Origin of the sequence: Nocardia sp. NPDC004168 (genome assembly GCF_040610355.1) — a bacterium.
GTDB classification, from domain to species: Bacteria; Actinomycetota; Actinomycetes; order Mycobacteriales; family Mycobacteriaceae; genus Nocardia; species Nocardia sichangensis.
In genome coordinates, this window is the sequence record NZ_JBEXME010000068.1 from 1 (window position 1) to 6,443 (window position 6,443).

Consider the following 6,443-nt stretch of genomic DNA (forward strand, 5'->3'; position numbering starts at 1 on the left):
CCCCAAAACAGTCGAAAAACACCTCGCACGAGTCTTCGCCAAACTCGGCACATCCACCCGCGCCGGCGTAGCCGCAGCAATGAACCACAACCGCACCTCTTCAACATAGAACGACAAAACACCTTCGTGGAACCGCTGAACTCTCGCGCAGCCCAACTCCGTGAGGTAGTTCGGGTGCTGACCACGACCTCCTGGCCAGCACCCTGACCTCGAGTCACAGCGTGCGCGGAGCCGGCTGGAGCGGTTCGATCACGTCGACGAGCAGGACCTGGCGTGGTAGTTCGTCAGTGTTCGCTACTGGAGCCGCGTGGCAGTCCCAGTCGTCCAGTGGTGTGACTCTGCCGCGCGTCGCGAACGAGCCGCAGGACGATCTGGTGACGAATGTCTCCAAGGTTTGCCGACCCGTTAAACGCCACTTACCTCTGCCGTTTCGGCGGTACGAGTTAGCGGATAGGACAGCGCATGGCCCGATCCGAACTCACTTCAAGAAACCGATTTTCGTGTAGTCGTAAGACGCCAGTCCGGGTGCGCCATAGTTCGCCAAATCGGCGCGCACCGCGACATTGCCCGTGGACTGCATCAGCGGCAGCGAGTGGCCTTCCTCGAACACCTTGCGATCGACCTGGTTCGCCAGTTCCACGGCCTTCTTCGGGTCGAGTTCGGACACCGTCTGCTCGATCAGCGCGTTCAATTCCGGCGACCCGATGCGGCCGTAGTTGCCCTGCAAGTCATTCGGGTGGTAGCCGTAGATCTGGTTCAGGCTGCCGAGCGGGAACGGGTCACCCACCCAGGTCCACTGGCCGACGTCGAAGTTGCCCGGCTGAATCACATCGGTGAAAAAGCCCTTGCCCGGCTTGGCCTCGATCTTCAGCCTTACACCGACCCCGGCCAGGTTCTGTTGGATGATCTGCGCGATCTGCACCCACGTGTCCTCGTGGTACATGATGTCGCGGATCTCGAGTTTGCGGCCGTCCTTCTCGCGGACGTCGCCGTTGAGCTTCCAGCCCAGATCGTCGAGTTCCTTCGCCGCGGCGGCCGGGTCGAAGCCCAGGCTGTTGTCCTGGTAGCCGGCCTGCCCCTGGATGTAGATGTGGTTGTTCAGTGGCTTCGGGTCCGCCACCAGGCCGTTCTGGATGGCGGTGACGATGCCCTGCCGGTCGATAGCCTTCGTGATGGCTACGCGCAGTTTCGGATCGGCGAAAATGGAGCCGGGCGCGCCGTTGAACGTGAAGTGGTTCCAGCTGTTGCCCGGCGCGCGCCGGATCGCGATGCCCTGGGTGTTGCGTGCGGCCCGCAGTGCCTCGCGCGTACCGAGGCCGACCGCATCTATCTCGTTGTTCTGCAACGCGGGCAGTTGTGCGGAGGAGTTGAGCACGCTGAAGGTGATCGTGTCGAGCTTGGGGATGTCACTCCACCACTTGGGATTGCGGCCGAGGACGATTCGTCCCTGCGCCCGATCGGTGGACTGCACGAGGAACGGCCCTGCGGTCAGCGTGATGCCGTCGACCTCGCTCTTGTTGAACGCTTCGGGGTTCGCGGTGACGGATTTGGGGATGAGAAAGCTGTTCCCCGCGAACTGTCCGCGCCAATCGGCGAAGTGCTGCTTGAACGTGATGATCGCCTGTCGATCATCGACACCGCGCTCAACTTTCTCGACCCGGTCGAAGCCGCTGTTGTTGGCGATCAAGAACGACTTGTCGGCGCCGCTGAGCGCGTTGGCCTGGGATCGGATGTCCTCCCAGGTGATGGGCGTGCCGTCGGACCACACCGCCTTCGGGTTGATCGTGTAGGTCACCTGCTGGGGATCGGTATCGGTCAGCTGGACCTCGGTGAAGTAATCGGTGTTGATCGACAGTTCGCCCGCGGCGTTGGTCTTGAACGCACGCGGCAACATCGGCCGCTCGATGGCCGTGATCTGGGCATCGTTCCCGTCGTTGGACAAGCTGTTCCAGTTCGCGGGAAACGACGAGATCGCCAGCCGCAGGTTGCCGCCCTCGCGCAGCTCGCTGACATCGTAGGGGTTGATGTCGTTGCTGGTGCCGAGTTCGGCGGCCGAGCCCGCCGGCGCGCCCTCGTCATCGAAGCTACACCCGGAGGCCACCAACCCGATCGCGAGGCCCGTGATCGCCAGACGTGTGGTGAGTGAACGAATCCGCAAATCTCGCCTTTCCAGAAAACGAAGTCGTAGTGCCGCCCTGGAATGGGCCCAGAACGGCAGTTCTGACCTACTGCTCGAGCTTCGGGAAACCCGAGAAATCGGTTCGCTCGAACATCGTGGAGGGATCGAAGCTGCCGACGATAAAGAACCAGCTGATGAAGAGGGCTATCAGAGCGATTCCTATCCACGGCAGGCGATGCCGAAGGAATCTGCGGAGGAGTCGACGTGAGACGTGTTCGTAGTGCAACGCCCGCGTGTCTTCTTCGACCAACCTCAATTGCGCTGACTTCGTTTTCATTACGTTTCCCTACTTCCGCTCAATCGGAAGCCGGCAATGGTCCCGATCATAGTTTCAGCCGCCGCCTCGGCAGCGCCCGAGCAATGTGGCGGCATCCTTCCTATGCCCGAGCCGCCATGATGGCGGCGCGAACGATCGCGGTATACCTCGAAGTTGTGCTCAGGTAAATATGAGCGAAAGTCGGCACCGCGAGTGCTGATATGTACGCAAGGCCCGCCCGTACAGCAATGAGCCAGCATTGTGCACGCCGGCACGGGCAGGACCGTCCTCAGAAGGATGAGCGGGAAGGCGCTGGGCCCTCGGGCGCAAATTCTTCTTCGAACAACCACGTCTCGGCGTGGATGCGATTGTTACTCCCTGCGGCGAGCATGCGATACGGGGGAAATGCCTACGCTGCCCCCTACGCGCAACTGGTTCTCTCGTCCACACATCGAAAGCCAATTCCGTTCATCTCCATCTGGCGCGTCAGACTTTCTGGCAGGTCTGGCCGGTTCAGGCTCCGAACGCACGAGATCAGGAAGGAGACACGCGATGCCCAGGTCGCAGCGGTCAAAGATTGCGGTCGAGGACAAGCTCCGGGTGGTGCTGTCGGCACCAACCGGTGAGGTCAGTGCTTCCAAGGCGGCCGGCGGCGTGGAGTGAGCTCGATGGCGGTCGGTAAGCGGAAGCAGGCGTTCCTGGATGCGGAACTCGAGTCCCAAGAAGATCGTCCGAGTGGCCCGGCGGGTGCGGGGGTGCGCCCGAGCAGCTGAAGTTCGCTTTGGCGGCACGGTGCTTGGCGTCACCGCCGCAGCGGAACTTGTGCACCCACCCAGCCGCTGGGGCGGGGCGGATTGCCACTGATGAAAAATCATCGCACCTGTCATCCACACGGTGGGTGACCGGGGTTTCATCGGCGCTTGACATCTCGCACCGCAGTGGCAGTGTGCTGGGTGAGGCCGGGGTCTGGAGCGTCGAGTTCGGGCACTGGTCGAAACACCGCAGGCTCAGTCGTGGTGCAGTGATGGTGCTGGGCCTGCGGTGTTTGCTGGGGTGCTGAGAGGCTGCGGCGCGATCAGCGGGCGACCGCGACATGCGGGTGGTTCGTGCTTGTGGTGGTGAGCTGACACCCCCGGTCCCTCGCCGCTGCTGCGTGGCCCGGATTCGGCAAACTGGGCGCCTCGCCGGTGATCACGGGTCACGAGGCTGCCGCCGACGCCTGGCACACGTCGCCCTCGCCACCGCCGAACAGCTCACCCGCCGCGAAGGTGCCGACACCTTGCATTCCATCCGCACCACCACCAGCGTCCTCGAACCCGCGTAGCTGTCCGTCGCCGACAACTACGACGAGTTGAACCTCACCCAACCGATCGCTGCGATCAAGGAACTCACCGAACCCGCCGACCCTGCGAACGACCCTCGGCAGTTCCTCGGCACTCTGAAGGTGCTCGATGCCCTGGGAAGCGGGCTGTTGTGCGCTGTAGGGCGATCAGGGGTGCTCACCATATCCGCAGCCGTTGGCCACGCCGCTCCTCGGGCCGGGGCGTCCTCGGGCTCACCGTGCCGATTTCCGGCATCGGCTCGCAAGCCGCTGTCACATATCGGTCGACGACACGGCGGTACGGGCCGTGCACCACCCGAATCAGATTTGCCCCTAGGACTCGACCGCACCTCGACGCCTAATCCGAGCACGGACCCACGCGAGACCGCGTTCCGCGCATCAGGGAACGACATCAACAAGCTCCTCGCCAGGGTCGACGAGATCTCGGTCCGCCAAAGCCCAGCCGTCACGACGCTCCCGGCGCGGCCACTACGACGAGAAACCTTCGCCGTACGCGTTGCGCCGCTTCAGGACATACCGATCGTTGTGGAGGGTTTTCCCTCATTGCCGCACCAGCCGTCGTGGAGAAACGTAGGTCCAGGTGACAACCACACCCGCCCGGGATACCCCGCCCGACAACGACGTCGGACCGGTCTACAACGACGTGGACCACACAAGCAGGGCCGGACCCCTCCACACCCAGAGGACAACCACGATCAGCACCCACGGCACTATTCACCGACCGTATACACCACTGATCCCGCAGACCGGCAGCAGACGCCGCGGCCGCCCTGCGGGTGACAGATCCACACGGCTGCGCGAAATGCTTGCCCCCGCGGCCGACCGACCAGCAACAGGTTAATCCGATGACTGCACTTTTACCTCTCGCCTACGGGTATCTCCGCGATGACTTACTTCATGACTGCGACTGCTCTCGCAGCGAAGACAGGCTGCGTGCCGCTGCCCATTCGCTCGGCTACGAACTCGGCACTGTCTTCCGCGAGCCGGCACCACAGTGCGGGACACTTCCTCCAGCGTTCGTCGATCTAGTCCAGGAATGCCGGCGAGCCGCAGCCCGCGCCGTGATCACACTCCACGGACACATGTCGAACATGTCCGTGTGCCGGATGGTGCTGCTGGCGGTCCTCGACGTACGAGCCGAAGCCGCTGTCCACGAAGTCCGGCCTTGAACCCCATTCCCTCAGACTCCGCCTGTCGCTGAGAGCGACTCAGGTCCTTGCCAGTTGGTACTCGATTGTCGCTTGATCCTTCAGCTTCATCGATGAACGTTGCGCCACGACCTATCACAGTCATCACCGGCTGACATCAATTTGGCGGCGCTCTTCCAATACCGGGCCGCTGCGCCCACACTTGCGTGCGGCGACTCCAAGATTGGCGGTGACCTCGTTGGGAAGAGGACAGCCGTCCTCAGACTTGGGGTCGAGGAGCAAATCTGCCCGATCCAGCGCTGTCGCGACGTACCAAATTACCTGACACATACCGGTTCTGATTTCATCCTCCGAGACAGGAGGGTGTCCGTAGGACATCACGATTTTGGTATTCGTGCCGTGTAAGGTATGCGGCGCAGGTGATTGCCTGAGTATGATTTTCGCACGAGAAGGTAACCACGCCAGCAGTGCGCTGAGATGCGGTCGACTGCGCATCGCATTGATGGCGCCTCTGATCTTGAATGCGCGATGGGCTGAAGGTTCACTGCCTTCAGACCGATGCTCGAGCCAGTGGCCTCGCGAAGCCGCAGAACTGGCGTATACGGAACACAACCACGGATTCGTTCTGCTGCGCCCTCGGACGCCTTCGAGTGTGACCCCGAAGGCGGTTGCTGGCGGATCCAGGAGTTGTCGTTCTACACTCTGTAGAACCATTTGACGGGACCGGCCAAAGGTCCGGACCGAACCACAAGGTCAGGGGTTGTTCGAGCCAAATCGCGTCAGAACCACATATGGCCGACCACTCAGTGGCGCGGGACTGCTGCACGGTCTGACCCAGATTTCCTTCCAACCGTCTATGACCTCGCCACACTTCTCTGTGTGAGCCTGAGCAGGCGCCCCGGACAGCACCAGCAGCGAACCGAAGACGCTCGCGATGGCGGCGGCGACTGCGAGCGATAGATGGGTGTGTTTCATGATTCTCATCTTTTCGTGATACATGGTTTGAACGGCGGCAAGTGCGCAACGGAGGAGTTGCTACCTGTCCGCCCACGACATCGGCGCGAGTTCTCTCACTCAACGAGCAACGCCGTTGTCGTCGCTCGATCCTGTATGAAAGTGACACAGTCGGCTATGGGGTAAATGCCTACGATCCGTGCCAGTTTTGGACTGGTTGAGGGCCCCGATCTACCGAACCTTCTCGCGGGACGAACTCGACACGGATACAGCCGGCTCCGCAATCAAGAGTTCGCTACATTCCACCCGGGGGGCGTATTTTCCGCAGGTAGGAGGACTTCCACACACGCACAAACAACTCCCCACCCACCGCCTCGACCGCCAGCGTTCCGCCACGGCGCAGATCCTCCTGCTGCGATACCAATTCCACCACAACGGATCCATCCCGTCGCCCAAATACGAGAAGACGCCGGCGAAGTGGTCGGACAAGAAGCAGCTCGGCGACCGCGTCGATCCCTACCAGCTGATGACCGGAGACGTCGCCACGTGGGACAACCGCACCGC

The 6,443-nt window shown here is 62.2% G+C and carries 3 protein-coding genes; 2 read left to right on the forward strand and 1 reads right to left on the reverse strand.

The genetic code is table 11. The annotated features are described in order from the left end of the window. Positions 1-478: 478 nt before the first annotated feature. Positions 479-2,158 (reverse strand): ABC transporter family substrate-binding protein, encoded by a 1,680-nt coding sequence (locus ABZW96_RS36965; RefSeq protein ID WP_355081470.1) that lies wholly within the window; start codon positions 2,156-2,158, stop codon positions 479-481. On the opposite strand from ABZW96_RS36965, the gene ABZW96_RS36970 reads away from it, so the two are divergent. Together ABZW96_RS36970 and ABZW96_RS36975 are read left to right on the forward strand one after the other, a co-directional pair. Continuing rightward, positions 2,139-2,387 (forward strand): hypothetical protein, encoded by a 249-nt coding sequence (locus tag ABZW96_RS36970; RefSeq protein WP_355081472.1) that lies wholly within the window; start codon positions 2,139-2,141, stop codon positions 2,385-2,387. The genes ABZW96_RS36965 and ABZW96_RS36970 overlap by 20 nt on opposite strands. 3,691 nt (positions 2,388-6,078) lie before the next feature. Next, a partial coding sequence (locus tag ABZW96_RS36975) for a hypothetical protein (RefSeq protein WP_355081474.1) occupies positions 6,079-6,443 on the forward strand: 365 nt, incomplete at its 3' end.